The sequence below is a fragment of the Paenibacillus sp. 1001270B_150601_E10 genome, assembly GCF_015558675.1.
GTDB lineage: Bacteria > Bacillota > Bacilli > Paenibacillales > Paenibacillaceae > Paenibacillus_B.
Map to the genome: position 1 here is coordinate 1,039,426 of NZ_JADMOL010000001.1, position 13,316 is coordinate 1,052,741.

At 47.0% G+C, this 13,316-nt stretch carries 15 protein-coding genes; 2 read left to right on the top strand and 13 right to left on the bottom strand.

Annotated features, from left to right (window positions below; translation table 11 throughout):
- Positions 1 to 23: 23 nt before the first annotated feature.
- The 10 genes from I2H74_RS04725 to I2H74_RS04770 form a co-directional block, all read right to left on the bottom strand.
- The gene (locus tag I2H74_RS04725) at positions 24 to 917 is read right to left on the bottom strand and encodes a 5'-3' exonuclease (RefSeq protein WP_195572150.1); all 894 of its coding nucleotides are present in this window, start codon (positions 915 to 917) and stop codon (positions 24 to 26) included.
- Positions 918 to 1,067: 150 nt separating this feature from the next.
- Positions 1,068 to 1,427: an arsenate reductase family protein gene (locus tag I2H74_RS04730; protein WP_195571999.1), complete on the bottom strand. Its 360-nt coding sequence runs from the start codon at positions 1,425 to 1,427 to the stop codon at positions 1,068 to 1,070.
- A gap of 6 nt (positions 1,428 to 1,433) precedes the next feature.
- Positions 1,434 to 2,447 carry an RluA family pseudouridine synthase gene (locus I2H74_RS04735; RefSeq protein WP_195572000.1) on the bottom strand — a complete coding sequence of 338 codons (1,014 nt, stop codon included), beginning with the start codon at positions 2,445 to 2,447 and terminating at the stop codon, positions 1,434 to 1,436.
- Positions 2,437 to 3,033 (bottom strand): cob(I)yrinic acid a,c-diamide adenosyltransferase, encoded by a 597-nt coding sequence (locus I2H74_RS04740; RefSeq protein WP_195572151.1) that lies wholly within the window; start codon positions 3,031 to 3,033, stop codon positions 2,437 to 2,439. Before I2H74_RS04740 ends, I2H74_RS04735 begins: the two co-directional genes overlap by 11 nt.
- 34 nt (positions 3,034 to 3,067) lie before the next feature.
- Positions 3,068 to 3,628 carry a hypothetical protein gene (locus tag I2H74_RS04745; protein WP_195572001.1) on the bottom strand — a complete coding sequence of 187 codons (561 nt, stop codon included), beginning with the start codon at positions 3,626 to 3,628 and terminating at the stop codon, positions 3,068 to 3,070.
- Between the two features lie 136 nt (positions 3,629 to 3,764).
- Complete coding sequence (locus tag I2H74_RS25250; protein WP_420707419.1) at positions 3,765 to 3,923, bottom strand: Spo0E family sporulation regulatory protein-aspartic acid phosphatase; 159 nt, start codon at positions 3,921 to 3,923, stop codon at positions 3,765 to 3,767.
- Positions 3,924 to 4,161: 238 nt separating this feature from the next.
- Positions 4,162 to 5,361 carry an aminotransferase class I/II-fold pyridoxal phosphate-dependent enzyme gene (locus I2H74_RS04755; protein ID WP_195572003.1) on the bottom strand — a complete coding sequence of 400 codons (1,200 nt, stop codon included), beginning with the start codon at positions 5,359 to 5,361 and terminating at the stop codon, positions 4,162 to 4,164.
- An 11-nt stretch (positions 5,362 to 5,372) separates the two neighbouring features.
- Positions 5,373 to 5,873, bottom strand: a complete 501-nt coding sequence (locus I2H74_RS04760) for an Lrp/AsnC family transcriptional regulator (protein ID WP_195572004.1) — start codon at positions 5,871 to 5,873, stop codon at positions 5,373 to 5,375.
- A 322-nt stretch (positions 5,874 to 6,195) separates the two neighbouring features.
- Positions 6,196 to 6,588, bottom strand: coding sequence for a spore coat protein (locus tag I2H74_RS04765; protein WP_195572005.1), 393 nt, complete (start codon positions 6,586 to 6,588; stop codon positions 6,196 to 6,198).
- 21 nt (positions 6,589 to 6,609) lie between these two features.
- On the bottom strand, positions 6,610 to 6,867 hold the full coding sequence (locus I2H74_RS04770) for a hypothetical protein (RefSeq protein WP_195572006.1): 258 nt from the start codon (positions 6,865 to 6,867) through the stop codon (positions 6,610 to 6,612).
- 88 nt (positions 6,868 to 6,955) lie between these two features.
- On the opposite strand from I2H74_RS04770, the gene I2H74_RS04775 reads away from it, so the two are divergent.
- A complete protein-coding gene (locus I2H74_RS04775) occupies positions 6,956 to 8,188 on the top strand; it encodes an NAD(P)/FAD-dependent oxidoreductase (RefSeq protein ID WP_195572007.1) in 1,233 nt (410 codons plus the stop codon).
- A 112-nt stretch (positions 8,189 to 8,300) separates the two neighbouring features.
- Here I2H74_RS04775 and I2H74_RS04780 read toward each other — a convergent pair whose 3' ends face one another.
- The 3 genes from I2H74_RS04780 to I2H74_RS04790 all read right to left on the bottom strand — a co-directional run bounded on the left by I2H74_RS04780 (position 8,301) and on the right by I2H74_RS04790 (position 12,722).
- Complete coding sequence (locus I2H74_RS04780; protein WP_195572008.1) at positions 8,301 to 9,506, bottom strand: MFS transporter; 1,206 nt, start codon at positions 9,504 to 9,506, stop codon at positions 8,301 to 8,303.
- A gap of 100 nt (positions 9,507 to 9,606) precedes the next feature.
- Positions 9,607 to 10,044, bottom strand: coding sequence for a hypothetical protein (locus tag I2H74_RS04785; RefSeq protein WP_229106332.1), 438 nt, complete (start codon positions 10,042 to 10,044; stop codon positions 9,607 to 9,609).
- Between the two features lie 320 nt (positions 10,045 to 10,364).
- On the bottom strand, positions 10,365 to 12,722 hold the full coding sequence (locus tag I2H74_RS04790; RefSeq protein ID WP_195572010.1) for an endonuclease MutS2: 2,358 nt from the start codon (positions 12,720 to 12,722) through the stop codon (positions 10,365 to 10,367).
- Positions 12,723 to 12,872: 150 nt separating this feature from the next.
- Between I2H74_RS04790 and I2H74_RS04795 the strand changes: the two genes are divergently transcribed.
- Positions 12,873 to 13,238, top strand: a complete 366-nt coding sequence (locus I2H74_RS04795) for a phage holin family protein (protein WP_195572011.1) — start codon at positions 12,873 to 12,875, stop codon at positions 13,236 to 13,238.
- The last annotated feature ends 78 nt before the right edge of the window (positions 13,239 to 13,316 follow it).

The window sequence follows — 13,316 nt, forward strand, 5'->3', positions numbered from 1 at the left end:
GTTTTTACACATAACACGCGGGTTTAGACATGCAGACCGACAAGTCGAATCACACTGGTCATCTCAAGTCTCTCCATTAGACTCGACACCTGCTCCCGATCAGGATCATACAAGCAGGAATCAATATCACAGGTCAATGGGGCCTCGCAATTAATCGTTGCCAGCTGGCGAGAGAGATGAAGCATGTCCAGATCCGCTTCAATTTTCGAGCGAACGCCTTTCGCAAGCGAGTCCATGTTGCTAAGAATCCCATCGATAGACCCATACTCTTGTATGAGCTTATGTGCCGTCTTTTCTCCGATCCCTTTGACACCTGGATAATTATCGGATGTGTCGCCCATCAATCCTTTTATATCAATTACCTGAGCAGGGCTAATCTGACGCTCCTCCAAGAGATATTCCGGAGTATAGACTGCATAATTGCCATGGCCCTTCTTCATAATGATGACCTTAGTATGTTCATGTACGAGCTGAAGCATATCATGGTCACCTGTCAGCACCATCACATCATAATCCTCACGATACAACCGAGACAGCGTGCCGATGCAATCATCCGCCTCGAAGCCTTCGCAGGAAATATTCGGGATCCCAAAGGCATCCATCACATCACGCATCATCTGGAACTGAGGCACAAGCTCCTCTGGACATTCTGCGCGATTCGCCTTGTAATCTGTAAACTGCTCAGAGCGGAACGTCTTGCTTCCAAGATCCCAGCAGCACGCAATATGAGTAGGCTTAAACGTTTCGACCGCATCCCAAAAATAACGCATGAAGCCATATACCGCATTCGTTGGAGTGCCGTCTTTCATACGTCGAATCGAACCGCCGTATGCCGTAGCATAAAAGGCACGGAACAATACAGCCATCCCATCAACGAGCATTACACTCGGTCTAGTGATATCTATTGGCTTGATCATTTCCACGATACTTACGCACTCCTCTCCTATAGTAACGCTAACGTTCTAACATAAATCTATAAATCTCACATCCACCAGTATATCACGGGTCACGAACAGATATCGATACCGCTTTATGGCAGTCGTGAATGAACTAACTTGAACATGTCTTTAAGCCCAATGAGCCTCATATTCATTCTCACGGAAGCCTACAGTAACCTGCTTGCCATCTGTAACAACCGGACGCTTGATCAGCTTGCCGTTAGAAGACAACAGCTTGATCTGCTCTTCTATGCTCATGGATGGAAGCTTGTCTTTGAGCGACATCTCTTTGTATACTTCTCCAGATGTATTAAACCACTTTTTCAACTCAAGCCCGCTTTGCTCGATCATGACCTTCAGCTCATCGGCTGTTGGCGGTTCATCCACAATCGGAATCAGCTTTAGCTCATGACCATGTTCGTTAAGCCATTTGATCGCTTTTCGGCACGTACCGCACTTTGCATAGTGATATACCGTCAACGTTTTCATGTCTATCTACTCCTTACGCTTCAAATCTTCTTCCAACTGAACGAGATCCGCTGGAAGCGGCGCCTCGTATACGACTCTCTCTTTCGACATCGGATGGTTAAATGACAGCTCTGCAGCGTGCAGAGCATGGCGCTCGATATCTTTGTACAACTGACCTTCAGGATTATAGAATTTATCGCCGATTAAGGGACAACCCAGATGCTTCATATGTACACGAATCTGATGGGTTCGGCCTGTCTCCAATATACAGCTGACCTTCGCTGCATGCATCCCGTTCCTCGTATAGCAAGTTAATGTATCATAATGCGTAATGGACGCATAGCCATCAGGCGTCACAATTCGGAGGTGCCGCTCGACAGGATCGCGATCAATGGGCGCATCAATTGTACCTTTCAGAGGATTCGGACATCCTTCTACAAAGGCTATATAGCGCTTATCCATTTCTCCCCGCTGCATCTGCATTGACAGCTGTTGATGGGCATACGCATGCTTTGCCACAACAAGCACACCTGAAGTCTCCTGATCAAGGCGATGAACCGGCCGAAAGCGCGTCTGCTCCCCGCGGCCTCGCCAATAATGAACAACTCCATTGGCAAGCGTCCCATTTGGAAAGCCATAGGTCGGATGCACAACAATGCCAGGAGGCTTGTTCAAGACAAGAATATCGTCATCCTCGTAGATAACGTCAATCGGTATAGGTTCTGGCTCAATCGTCTCTTTTTGCGGCTCTGCTACACGGATTACGACCTTATCTCCAGCCTGCAATGATTTGTGATTATAAGAGCGCCCCCCGTTAACGGTGATTGCATGCTCAAGCTTCTTCAATCTGGTAATCAGTCTTCTTGACAGGTTAAGTCGCGATAACAGGACCGTGCGAAGCTGAATGCCATCCTCATGCTCAGGTACGGTATAGCTGAGCTCTGCCGCTTCCCATATCGGCTGATCTTCGTCTTCTTTGCTTGTGATTGCTGGACCAGCATGTCCTAGTCGCTGCTCCTCACAGTCTTTCTCATCCTTCATGCTTGGCCTTCGACTCCTTACGGCTGAATACGACTGCACTGCGCACGTATTCCATGTCCTTCACTTGAGCAAGTCCATTCGCTCTGCGAGCAGCTACGAAGAAGTAGTCTGATAGACGATTAACATATTGCTGGGCAAAAGGATTGATTTCTTCCGTACGGGACAGGGTTACGACATGTCTCTCCGCTCTACGGCAAACGGTTCTGCATACATGAAGCGCACTTGCGAGAGCACTGCCTCCCGGCAGGATGAATCGTCTCAGCTCCTCATTAGCAGCATTATGCTCGTCGATCCATTGCTCCAAACGCTGTACAAGATCCTCTGTTACTTTATATGTTACTTTGCCAAGCTTGTCCTCGGCAAAGGCAAGATCCGATCCGCAATCAAACAGCTCGTGCTGGATCTCGAGAAGCTGTTCCTGAAGCTGTGTATAAACGTTATCTTGACAATGAGTCAAGGCTACGCCAACAAAGGCATTCAGCTCGTCCAATTGACCATAGGCCTCCACGCGGAGATGATCCTTCGGCACGCGCCCTCCCTTGAGTGAAGTCATGCCTTCATCCCCTTTACGCGTATAAATGTTCATCATTTGTTCCTCCCTCACCTTGTATCTATGGACATTACTGCTTTTCTGTCATCATTTTAAGCACTTCTACTGAACGATCGAGATTCGGGGTGTTTGCCGGAATCGCGATTAGGAACTCAGGATTGGTAACCCCATGCTTCTCCAAAAATGGAAGCTTGCTTACCGGCAGCGCATAAAGATGCTCTTCAAGCACATCCTGCTTTTCTTTTCCATTCCCAGGCTCGACAAGACCTTCCATGACACCTTCTGCATATTGTTCTTTATCAAAATAGGAATCAAGTACAACATGTCCACCATTTCGAGAATAGGCCTTCATGTCATCCTTTGGCAGCACGATCAAGCTGTTCTGATTCGCTGCATACTCAATCAATAAGCGTTGAATGTTGTACATAGGCGGCGAGACAACCTGAATCGTGAATTGATCCTGATATTTATTCGTCAGATCATCTTGAATGGCTGTCGTGATCTCGCTAGGGATCGCTCCCTGTGCCATCATGAACATGGTGAAATCAGCTGGCTTTTCTCCACATGCATTTAACAAGAGCATACTCATGAACAAGCTGAGGACAACCAGTCCGCGTCTAATTCCTCTCATCTTTATTCCCCTCTCATCGATAAACCTCTATCTTTGTCATTCCTTATCATATTATCATAAAGGCAATAAACAACAAAAGCAGACCCTCTCAGGGCCTGCTTATTCGTTAACAAGTATGTGAATAGTGCGGGTACGATTATTTATTCATGCTGGAATATTTCATGTACTCATTAATCTTTAGGTCCAACAAGCTGCTAATCTCGATGACATTGTCTGCAGTAAAAGACTGCTCTTGTTGAAACATTTGCTCCATTTGCTTGCGGAGAACACGGATTTCTTGCTCAAGGTCAAGCAGGCTGGATGAAACGTTTCTTGCTTTGTCCGACCATGTAACAGATTGGCGATCCTTACGAATCACTTGACGAGATAAGTTGGTAAATGCCAAGTCTGAACAAAACAAGTCCACTTCCTCCTTCCACTGCTAGATAATCGGTGTATCTTCCAAATGATGGAACAAATCTAATAGACACATTTCACATTGTACCAAACGTTTTTATGAAAAACTAGCATTTTTTATCTGATTATGCATGATTTTAACGTTCTTGTCTGATTTTTGTCACAAGGTCTCCCATTCGCTCGATCGCTTCCGTTAATTGCGCGACAGATGTCGCATAAGAGCATCGAATAAAGCCTTCTCCACCTTTGCCGAATACGTCTCCAGGGACCGCAGCTACCTTTGCTTCATAGAGCAGTCGGGTCGCAAATTCCTCAGAGGTTAGTCCAGTCGATTGAATGGATGGGAATGCATAGAAAGCACCATGAGGCTCATGGCATTCCAGACCAATATCACGGAAGCCCTTCACAACCAAGCGGCGGCGCATATTATAGGAATCTACCATGCGATCCTTCTCATCCAAGCCATGCTTAAGCGCTTCTAGCGCAGCGATCTGGCCCATGACCGGCGCACACATCACCGTATATTGATGAATCTTAAGCATCGCCTGTGTCAGGTCTTGGTGTGCACACACATAGCCCATACGCCAACCAGTCATAGCAAATGCCTTGGAGAAGCCGCTGACGAGAATCGTACGATCCTTCATGCCCGGGATCGAGGCAAAGCTTACATGCTTTTGGTCATAGGTGAGCTCTGCATAAATCTCATCGGAAATGACGATAAGATCGTTCTCCTCTACAACCTTTGCAATCGGCAGCCAATCCTCATAAGTCATGATTGCACCCGTCGGATTGCTAGGGTAGCAAAGAATGAGCAGCTTGGAATTCGGTGTAATCGCCCGCTGCAGCGCTTCTGCCGTCAGCTTGAAGTTATCCTTCGCAAAGGTCTCAATGCCTACAGGCACGCCTCCGCCGATGGATACGATTGGGGAGTAAGAAATATAGCAAGGCTCAGGAATGAGAATCTCATCGCCAGGCTCAACAAGCGCACGAAGCGCAAGATCAATTGCTTCCGAGCCTCCGACCGTTACGATCATTTCCTTGCCTGGATCATACTGCACCTGAAAGGAGCTATCCAAGTACTCCGCGATCGCTTCGCGAAGCTCTGGAATCCCTGCATTGGAGGTATAGCGTGTCTGGCCTTTTTCAAGGGAGTACACACAAGCCTCGCGAACATGCCAAGGAGTACTGAAATCCGGCTCGCCCACCCCTAAGGTAATAATATCCTTATTGCCGCTGACGAGATCAAAAAATTTGCGAATGCCCGATGGGGGGATATCCCTTACTCTAGCATTCAAGTACTTTCCCATATTGGTCGTGCCTATCGTATCATTCGTCATGTGTCATCACCTCAAGGAGAGATCACAAGACGATGATCATCTTCATGGTCTTCGAAGATAATGCCGTCCTGCTTGTACTTCTTCAAGATAAAGTGCGTTTTAGTCGATAGCACGGACTCGATAGGAGATAATTTATCAGAAACAAAGTTCGCGACTTCACGAAGGTTCTTGCCTTCTACTTCTACGAGCAAGTCATACGCGCCTGACATCAGGTATACAGACTTCACTTGCGGGAACAAATAAATGCGTTCCGCAATGCCTTCGAAACCACGCTCGCGCTCTGGTGTAATCTGAACCTCGATCAGCGCCGTCACTTTGTCTTCATCCACCTTGCTCCAATTGACGACGGTCGCATATTTTACAATGACATGATCCTTTTCCATCTCAGCGATAGCATCGCGAATCTCTTGCTCTTTTACGCCTAAGAGTGTTGCAAGAAGCTCTGGAGATCGGCGCGCATCTTCTTTAAGCAGGGTCAAAATATTTAAACTCAAATCACTAAGTTCCTTCATTAAGACGGTCCTCCCACGATTGTTATGCAACACAAATTGTATCGCTGTATGAAGCAGCATGCAATCTTAAGATGTGGTTTACATTTTAGATATGTCCATATGATACACCTATTGCAACTTTCTGCCAAGGAGTCAGCTTTTTAATTCCATAATCTTAAGATCGAGTTCTGAGGCTTTTAAAAGCCTTTCAATATATCAATCAGTCCTTTAAAATGCCCCTATATAGACCAAAAGACCCACGATAGGAACGACCTATCTGCGGGTCTCGCAAAGAATTCACGATATAGATGATGCTAATAGCTTATCGCAATTTTACGGAATCTTACATATACGAATGGCCTTGATAGCTCTGCGGCTGCTGTGAGGCATAAGTGCCATAATAATGAGCGGTACCATGCTGCATCTGATGACTGCCTAGCTTCTGCTGCACGAACTGCTGTGTCTTTTGCATCGTTTGCTGATTTTGCTGAAGCTGCTTGTCAATTTCCTGCTTCAACACAGGAGTTGAAGCGCTGTACATATTCAATTGATCCATCAAATAGTACAAATCGCTTTGCAGTTTCAACGTATCATTGGTCAGATTCATGAACATTTGGCGTACAACCGGGCAGCTTGCTTCTGTCACCGCTGTGGTATACTCGCGTGATGTTCTCTTTAGATCAGCAAGGATCGTGTATAGCAAATCCTCTTCTTGCATAAAGGATGATTGGTGCATATTGAATCTCCCTCCTATCTATTATTGAGATGCTTGATTCTGCTGCGGCTGTGTAGGCGCCATTTGTGCGTGTTGAGCAATCGCATTTGTAAGTGTATGGATGTGCTGCTGGTGCATTTGAATAAAGTTCGTCAGCAACTGGTTGACTTCAGGATGGACCTGGCTTGCCGCTGTAGCTGCTGCTTGCTTCAATAGCAAGTCTTCATTGGAAATGCTATCTACGATGTACTCCAACTCTTTACCTGACAATGGTCTCATATTCATACCGGATGTGTGCATGATTGTCATCTCCTTTCAAGACTGGATATGACGTATTATGAGCTTCTCATTAGGGAAATATGTAACTGGTAAAGGAGAGATTACATACATGAAGTTGATAAATGGCGCGCCTGGTTGGCCGAAATTAACCTCAAGCACTTGGACATATCCCGCGTTGCAGGAAGATGTGGAATGCGATGTTCTAGTCATTGGCGCAGGGATGAGCGGCGGTCTGATTTCTCATGAGTTGGCAAAGAAAGGATTACGCACCGTTACGGTTGAAAAGCGAAGTGTAGGTGCAGGCAGCACCTGCGCGAATACCGGCTTGCTTCAATTTTGCAATGACAAGCCCTTGTCTGCATGCATAAACTCATTTGGTCTTGATCAAGGTGTACGCTTCTATAAACTTTGTGAGCAAGCTGTAAAAAAGCTTCTTGCTATTCATGATTCCCTTCTAACGAAAGCCGATATGTTTCCTAGAAGCAGCCTTTACTTTGCAAGCGAAGAAGCGGATGTCCCAGGACTGAAAGCGGAATACCAGGCCCTGAAACAGCATGGTTTTTCTGTGGAATGGCGGGAAGAAAAGCATATAGAGGCTTCTTTTGGGTTCCGAAAGCCGGCAGGCATTGTTACGCACGGAGATGCAGAGATAAATCCAGCAGCATTTGTACAATCTCTTTTTGAGACGGCTACCAAAAAATATGGCCTTCAGCTATTTGAGCATACGAGAGTAGCAAGACGCGAGGATCATGCTGATCATATTACGATCTTCACCGACAACGGCAGCAAGATTACGACGAAGCATATCGTTTATGCAACTGGCTATGAAACACAAGAATACAAGAAAGACGAAAATGCCGTACTGGAAAGCTCATTTGCTATCATTACAGAACCAGTAGAAGATATTGATAAGGTGTGGCCTGACAAATATATGATCTGGGAAACCGCTCGGCCCTATAAATATTTCCGAATGACAACGGATAATAGGATCGTTGCTGGAGGGTTTGACTTCGGTTCGAATATATGGGAAGAACGTGAGCGCATGCTGGCTCAAGCTGCGAAGAAGCTTGAAGCAGAAATTGAAAAGCTGTTTCCTACTTTGGCTCCCATTCATGCTGAGTATCCATGGGCTGCTGCTTTCTGCAGCACACACGATGGACTCCCGATGATTGGCACTCACCCCAACTACAATCGTTCAACTTTTATACAAGCCTATGGAGGCAACGGTGATGTATACTGCAGCATCGCAACAGACATTATCCCTGCTTTGATAGAGCATGGCTACCATCCCGATGCTGAGCTGTTTCGGTTCGATCGACCTCACACCCCTTCTGTTTCTTAGTGTTAAGGAAGTTAAAAAGAGGCAAGTCAGATGACAACTGACCTGCCTCTTTGTTATGACCAGACACCTCGCTTGCTGCGGCATTGCGTACCTTCATATCCTTGCTTATAGCCTATGTAGGCGATGGAGACTTGCGCTGAACCAATCTTCGCATGAGCCATGCGCTTAGTATCGGCATGCACCCGATGACGGCTAAATAGGTAACGATCACCTCAGGCTTGTTAGAGATGGATACAATCACAATAAACGTCAAAATAGACAAGGACCGTCCAGCAAACAGGCCCAATTCGCGCAGTACAGTTAGCTCTACGCGCTGCCCCACTGCTTCATTGCTTTCCGCCATGAGATCGAAGGTTGTAGAGGTCATAGGAATGACGAATAACGGCGAAGCAAGTGCCATTCCCATGCCGAACAGGAGCAGTGTTATATATTGCACCTTTACAAACAACGGAATGACGACGATCCCCATTGCGATCGCTCCCGCCAGCAATCCAAGCGATCGATACTTCCATTTCATGAAGCGGCCAACCACATAGTAAGACATTAATCCCACAACAGAGGTGATTAAGGTATAATTGCCAAGCTTGACTTCATTTGCAGTCGCAACGAATACGAGAAGACCGATCAAAAATCCATAGGAACCGTCTCTTAGTCCTTGTGCCGCTAAGGCAAAAAAGGTTTTTTGCCATGGACTGTCAGCATTCATCCACAGCTTTAACGGTATGGACCATTGATAGGCGCATCCAGGCGGTCGCTTTTTCAGCCAAAAGCTAAGAACGACACCGATGGAGAAGATCACGATGGATGCCATAAAGATATAGTTGTAGCCTATATCAGAAAAGTAGCCGATAAGAAGCCCTGACAGCCACGGTGCAACCATGCTTGAACCTGAGCCTAGAAGCCCTACCCATCCATTGAAAACATCGCGGTTATCCGCATCCGTCACTTCAAAATAAACGACATTAAACGCTAGCCAAAAGGCACCCATGGCAGTCCCCATCATAATGCCTAGCAGCCATATCCAGTCGATCGCTTGTTTGCCAAGAAAGAGGACAAACATATAGAACGTTCCAGACAAAATGATGCCTAGCCGCAGACAATTCATTTTGTTGTGTTCTTTTACCCATTTCCCACCTAAGATAAAAGTAGCGCCCAAGGACAGCTGCTGTATAAGTGCAAACCATCCAATGAGCGCATAGTCGGGGCGTACTTTCCATAAAAATACGTTCACAAAAGTGCCTGAAAATGCATTGGCACATGCAAACAATCCATACACAAGCAAGAGGAGTTTCGTTTGACCATCCAAGCGTGCTTGCACTAGGGTAACCCCCTTCGCGCCTATAGTCTCGTTAAGCTCTGACACTTAAGATACCCTAAAGCGCTAAGGTTCATCATCACTTCAACCATTTTCCAGCCGCTTATTCAGACTTGCTTAGACGCTGAATGGATTCATGAAGCTGCAAGCGAGCCTTATCATCCAAAAACTTGGATACCTGATAGCAGGACATGCAGGTATAGACATTCATCGTGTACGGTGCCTGTAAAAGTGGTCCGTGATCGCCGACTGCATGAGGCATAAAGCCTTCGCTAACCGCTTCCTTTCCTACAAACACCATATACTCTCTGCACTGCGGGCATTCCGGGACTTCTTCCTGTTCATGAAGCAGCACATCCATGCCCTCCTGGGTCTTGATAGCTTCCGGACTATCGTACAGAATCCCTTCATCTTCCCATTGGAAGTTGGACCAGCCTAATTCTTTGTGGTCATGATCCTCTTCATCCTTATCATCTGATTCGTCGGATCGTGCATCTTTATTCATTTCCTTATTAGGATCAAGATCAACTTGAAGCGTCATATAATCCCTCAAGCTATTGTTGCAATAAGGGCATTCGTCCTCAGGACCCAATTCTTCATCCCAAATTATCTCGGTGTCGCACCATGGACATACGGTATTAGTCGTCACAATTGATCGACCTGCCTTCCTGTTCAAACTGTTGTTGCGTGTATGCTGTATTCTTAGGTGTACAAGGTCAACCAATGTTCATCCAATAGATGATGCCAACGACCAAAAAGATCATGGCAAGAGCGAGCAATGTTCCCCATAAATACTTCATCGCAGCTAACTTCTCCTTTTCCTATGAAAAGCGTTCTGTTATCGTTGTCCTGACCTTAGCGTTACTTAAGCTCAGCTACTGTAACTCCCATGCCGCCCTCATTGAAGGCACCATTCCGGTAAGATTTCACATGCTTATGACGCTTCAAGAATTCCTGGATCCCTGCGCGCAGCACGCCTGTACCTTTACCGTGGATGATGTACACGAGATTCAAGTTGCCAAGCAGCGCCTCGTCCAAGAAACGGTCGACCTCCATGATCGCTTCTTCGAGATTCTCTCCTCGAAGGTCTAGCTCTGAACGAACATGTTCTCCGCGCGTGCGCTTAACATTCGCTCCAGTACGCTGTTTTTCAGGAGCCTGCTGCTTCGCAGATGCGATCAGCTCTAGATCGTCCTTTCGCACCTTCATTTTCATTATACCAAGCTGAACAACAGCCTCATTGCCCGATATTTCAACAACGTGGCCCTTTTGGTTCAAGCTATACACCTTTACCTCATCGCCAGGCTCTATCACGCCTGCTGGCTTCTTCTTCGCACTCTTTGCAGCAAGCTTCTTCGCTGGAGCCGCTTCATCAAGCCGTTTCCTCGCTTCGGTAAGCTCATGCTCTTTTACCTTCTCGCCTTCCATTGCGAGCAGGCGAAGTTCAGTAATAACATCATCCGCTTCTTTAAGCGCCTTGTTTACAATTTCTCGAGCTTCTTCCTCCGCCTTAGCAATTCGCTTCTCTCGAGATGCTTCGATCCGATCATTTTGCTCTATAAGCTCACGCTGCAGCTTCTCATTCTCCATGCGAAGCTGTTCAGCCTTCTTACGCTCTTCCTCCGCATCCAGACGGTTACGTTCCAGTGAAGCAATCATCGTCTCGATCCGCATATCCTCTTCCGTTACTTCCCCGCGGGCATGATCGATAATATCCTTCGATAAGCCTAGACGCTCTGCAATCGCAAACGCATTGCTTCGTCCTGGAACACCAAGAAGCAATCGATAGGTCGGCCGAAGAGTCTCTACATCGAATTCCATGCTCGCATTCAGGATGCCTTGTCGTTCATAGGCATAAGCCTTCAACTCGGAGTAGTGCGTCGTTGCAACGATTCGGCAGTTCATGCGATGCATATGCTCTAGAATCGCGATTGCGAGCGCTGAACCTTCTGCTGGATCCGTACCTGCACCAAGCTCATCCAGCAGGATCAAGCTTTTTGGCGTCATCATACTCAAGATTCGAATGATATTGGTCAAATGGCTTGAGAATGTACTCAAGCTCTGCTCAATGCTCTGCTCGTCGCCGATATCCGCATATATTGCATCAAAGACGCAAAGCTCGCTCTCTTCGTTGGCATGGATAAACAAGCCTGACATCGCCATTAAACTTAACAGGCCAATCGTTTTCAAGGAAACGGTCTTACCGCCGGTGTTAGGTCCTGTTACGATAATGGTCGTGTAACCATCGCCAAGCTCCACATCCGTTGGCACAACCTGATCTCTTGCGATGAGGGGATGACGCGCCTTCTTCAGCTTCAAATACCCACGATCATTCATGATCGGAAGCGTTGCGCGCTGCTCATGGGCATAGCGAGCCTTTGCAAAGATAAAGTCCAGATCCGACACCGTTTCTGTATCGTAAAGAAGCGCATCCGCCTGCTCGCCTACAAGATCCGTTAATTCGGATAAAATACGCTCAATCTCGCGTTCCTCGCGAAGCTTCGTCTCGCGAAGCTTATTGTTCATCGTCACGATGGATTCCGGCTCAATGAATAATGTAGCACCTGAGCTGGATTGATCATGTACAATCCCGCCAAAGTGCGAGCGATACTCCTGCTTTACCGGAATAACATAGCGATCATTTCGAATCGTAATGATCTGCTCCTGAAGCATCTTGGATGTGCTTGAGCTTCTTACCAATGACTCCAGCTTCTCCCGAATGCGCGTCTCCCCGATACGAAGATCACGTCTGATGCTGGCAAGCTCAGAGCTTGCTTGATCCAACACTTCACCTTGATCATCGATGCAGCGACGAATCGCGTCTTCAAGCGCCTTCTGATCGCTAAGGCTCTCCACCATATGATATAAGATCGTAACAGGATGATCTTCATGCACGCTGGCAATATAACGAGTCAGCCTTCTTCCCGCATTGGTCAGGGCTGATATGTCCCACAGCTCTTGAGGGTTCAGCATTCCTCCAATACGCGCTCGTTTCACTGAAGGACGAATATCCGTAACGCCTGCAAAAGGCGCACCGCCCTTTAAGCGATCGACTGCAAGAGCTTCATCTGTCGCCTGCAAGCGACGATTCACTTCTTCGAGATCAGAGCTTGGCTCAAGCTGCAGCGCCGCTTCTGCTCCAAGCGGAGTGGATGCATGCCTGGACAGCGCATGGAGGATTTTATGGTATTCCAAGGTTTTATATATTTTCGAATCCAAAGGTTACGACTCCTTTCTGTACCGTATTATAGCGTAACCAGTATGTGGTCGCATCAATGTCGAGACCTGCTTGTAATGAAAGTCCTGACTATGGATACACTAATTGTTGCACAAACTGTACCCTTTATAAACAAAGGAGGAATTCAAGACATGAGTTTTCTTGGTCATGTGGTCCGCTTTATCGTCGCGGCTATTGTGCTAATGGTTACGGCTTGGCTAGTTCCAGCGTTCAGCGTAGGTGGCTTCTGGAGCGCTTTGATTCTTGCTTTGGTCATCGCGCTCATTGGCTGGGTAGTGGAAGCCATTTTCGGCAAACAGGTTACCCCGTTTGGTCGTGGTATCGTTGGCTTTCTCGTTAGTGCCGCCGTCATTTACGTCGCTCAGTTCTTTGTAGGCGGCGTAACCGTATCGATCGTTGGCGCATTATTGGCAGCACTCGTTGTCGGAATCATCGATCTGTTCATTCCGGTATCAACTCCATTTGAAGCCGGACGCAGAACTTCTGATAACAAGTAATCCAATTGCTTTACCTTCGATATGTGCCCGAACTGAGGCGATCGCCTGTGCAGCGGTCGCCTTTGTGATGTTTAGCGA

What these genes read in the sequence shown, in the direction of transcription:
- I2H74_RS04735 (WP_195572000.1), bottom strand. Translation starts at nt 2,447, where the DNA reads ATGAAGGATGAGAAAGACTGTGAGGAGCAGCGACTAGGACATGCTGGT.
- I2H74_RS04795 (WP_195572011.1), top strand. Translation starts at nt 12,873, where the DNA reads ATGAGTTTTCTTGGTCATGTGGTCCGCTTTATCGTCGCGGCTATTGTG.
- I2H74_RS04785 (WP_229106332.1), bottom strand. Translation starts at nt 10,044, where the DNA reads ATGACGCTTCAAGTTGATCTTGATCCTAATAAGGAAATGAATAAAGAT.
- I2H74_RS04740 (WP_195572151.1), bottom strand. Translation starts at nt 3,033, where the DNA reads ATGAACATTTATACGCGTAAAGGGGATGAAGGCATGACTTCACTCAAG.
- I2H74_RS04760 (WP_195572004.1), bottom strand. Translation starts at nt 5,873, where the DNA reads ATGAAGGAACTTAGTGATTTGAGTTTAAATATTTTGACCCTGCTTAAA.
- I2H74_RS04730 (WP_195571999.1), bottom strand. Translation starts at nt 1,427, where the DNA reads ATGAAAACGTTGACGGTATATCACTATGCAAAGTGCGGTACGTGCCGA.
- I2H74_RS04765 (WP_195572005.1), bottom strand. Translation starts at nt 6,588, where the DNA reads ATGCACCAATCATCCTTTATGCAAGAAGAGGATTTGCTATACACGATC.
- I2H74_RS04770 (WP_195572006.1), bottom strand. Translation starts at nt 6,867, where the DNA reads ATGCACACATCCGGTATGAATATGAGACCATTGTCAGGTAAAGAGTTG.
- I2H74_RS04725 (WP_195572150.1), bottom strand. Translation starts at nt 917, where the DNA reads ATGATCAAGCCAATAGATATCACTAGACCGAGTGTAATGCTCGTTGAT.
- I2H74_RS04745 (WP_195572001.1), bottom strand. Translation starts at nt 3,628, where the DNA reads ATGAGAGGAATTAGACGCGGACTGGTTGTCCTCAGCTTGTTCATGAGT.
- I2H74_RS04755 (WP_195572003.1), bottom strand. Translation starts at nt 5,361, where the DNA reads ATGACGAATGATACGATAGGCACGACCAATATGGGAAAGTACTTGAAT.
- I2H74_RS04775 (WP_195572007.1), top strand. Translation starts at nt 6,956, where the DNA reads ATGAAGTTGATAAATGGCGCGCCTGGTTGGCCGAAATTAACCTCAAGC.